A 1,902-nucleotide genomic window follows, 5' to 3' on the forward strand; every position below is an offset into this window, starting at 1 on the left:
CGGCGGTCGCAGGGAGGAGGCCGGGCGGCCCGGCCGCCCGGCCGCGGGTCAGACCAGCCGGGCCTGCTTCACCGCGGCGCCGACGAAGCCGGCGAAGAGCGGGTGCGGCTGGAAGGGCTTCGACTTCAGCTCCGGATGGTACTGCACGCCGATGAACCAGGGATGGTCGGGATATTCGACGATCTCCGGCAGCAGCCCGTCGGGCGAGAGGCCGGAGAAGCGCAGCCCCGCCTCCTCCAGCCGCTCGCGATAGCCGATATTGACCTCGTAGCGGTGGCGGTGGCGCTCCTCGATCTGCGCCTGGCCATAGACCTTGCGCACCAGCGAGCCCTCGGCCAGCGCCGCCGGATAGGCGCCGAGGCGCATGGTGCCGCCGAGATCGCCCTCGGCATGGCGCTTCTCGCGCTCATTGCCGCGCAGCCACTCGGTCAGCAGGCCGACCACCGGCTCCTCGCAGGGGCCGAACTCGGTGGAGGAGGCGCCCTCGATGCCGACCAGGTTCCGCGCCGCCTCGATCACCGCCATCTGCATGCCGAAGCAGATGCCGAGGAAGGGGATCTTGCGCTCGCGGGCGAAGCGCACCGCCTCGATCTTGCCCTCGGCGCCGCGCTCGCCGAAGCCGCCGGGGACCAGGATGCCATGCACCCCCTCCAGCCGCTCCACCGCGTTGGGTGTCTCGAAGACCTGGCTGTCCACCCAGTCCAGCTTGACCTTCACCCCGTGCTGGATGCCGCCATGCGCCAGCGCCTCGGCCAGCGACTTATAGGCGTCGAGCAGGGTGATGTACTTGCCGACGACGGCGATCTTCACCTCGCCCTCGGGGTTCTCCAGCCGGCTGACGATGCGCTTCCAGTTGGTCAGGTCCGGCTCGCCATAGATCGACAGGCCGAAATGGCGCAGCACCTCGCGGTCCAGGCCCTCCTGGTGGTACTGCAGCGGCACGGCATAGATCGAGCTGGCGTCCAGCGCCGGGATCACGCTCTCGGGCCGCACGTTGCAGAAGAGGGCGATCTTGCGCCGCTCATTCTCCGGGATGGGGCGATCGCAGCGGCAGAGAAGAATCTGCGGCTGGATGCCGAGGCCCAGCAGCTCCTTCACGGAGTGCTGCGTCGGCTTGGTCTTCAGCTCGCCGGCGGAGGGGATGTAGGGCACCAGGGTCAGGTGCATGAACAGGCTGCGCTGCGGGCCCAGCTCGTTGTGCAGCTGGCGCAGCGCCTCCAGGAAGGGCAGGGACTCGATGTCGCCCACCGTGCCGCCGACCTCGACCAGGACGAAATCCAGCCCCTCGGTGTCGGCCGTGGCGGCGTCCTTGATGGCGTCGGTGATGTGCGGGATCACCTGGACGGTGCCGCCCAGATAGTCGCCGCGCCGCTCCTTGGCGATCACCTCGGCATAGATGCGGCCGGAGGTGTAGCTGTCCCCCTTGGTCGCGTGTACGCCGGTGAAGCGCTCATAATGGCCGAGATCGAGATCGGCCTCCGCGCCATCGTCGGTGACGAAGACCTCGCCATGCTGATACGGGCTCATCGTGCCCGGATCGACGTTGAGATAGGGGTCGAGCTTGCGAATGCGGACCTTGTAGCCCCGCGCCTGCAGGAGCGCGCCGAGGCTTGCCGCCGCGATGCCCTTGCCGAGAGAGGAAACCACGCCGCCGGTGATGAATACGAACCGCGTCATGGGCGTCCTTTCTAACGCGCGCCACCGGCCACGAAAAGCACATGGCACGGCAAGGCTGCTGATTGCCGGAAGCGGGGGTCGCGGCTTGCCACCCCCCATAAAAGGCTCGGGCGCCTGGGCTTCCGCCCGGCGCCCGATTCGGGAACCGTCAGTTGGTGGGCACCGAGGCCGGCGGCGGCGCCGCGGGCTGGGCCGGGGCCGGGGGGGTGCCGCTGCCGCCGGGCA

Annotated in this window: 1 protein-coding gene; it reads right to left on the reverse strand. The window is 69.4% G+C overall.

What is annotated here, in order from left to right; all coding sequences use genetic code 11:
- Positions 1-48: 48 nt before the first annotated feature.
- Positions 49-1,677 (reverse strand): CTP synthase, encoded by a 1,629-nt coding sequence (locus HMPREF0731_RS20360; protein ID WP_007006111.1) that lies wholly within the window; start codon positions 1,675-1,677, stop codon positions 49-51.
- Positions 1,678-1,902: the final 225 nt, after the last annotated feature.

Origin of the sequence: Pseudoroseomonas cervicalis ATCC 49957 (genome assembly GCF_000164635.1) — a bacterium.
GTDB lineage: Bacteria > Pseudomonadota > Alphaproteobacteria > Acetobacterales > Acetobacteraceae > Pseudoroseomonas > Pseudoroseomonas cervicalis.

Coding starts and splice junctions, on each gene's coding strand:
- HMPREF0731_RS20360 (WP_007006111.1), bottom strand. CDS start 1,677: ATGACGCGGTTCGTATTCATCACCGGCGGCGTGGTTTCCTCTCTCGGC.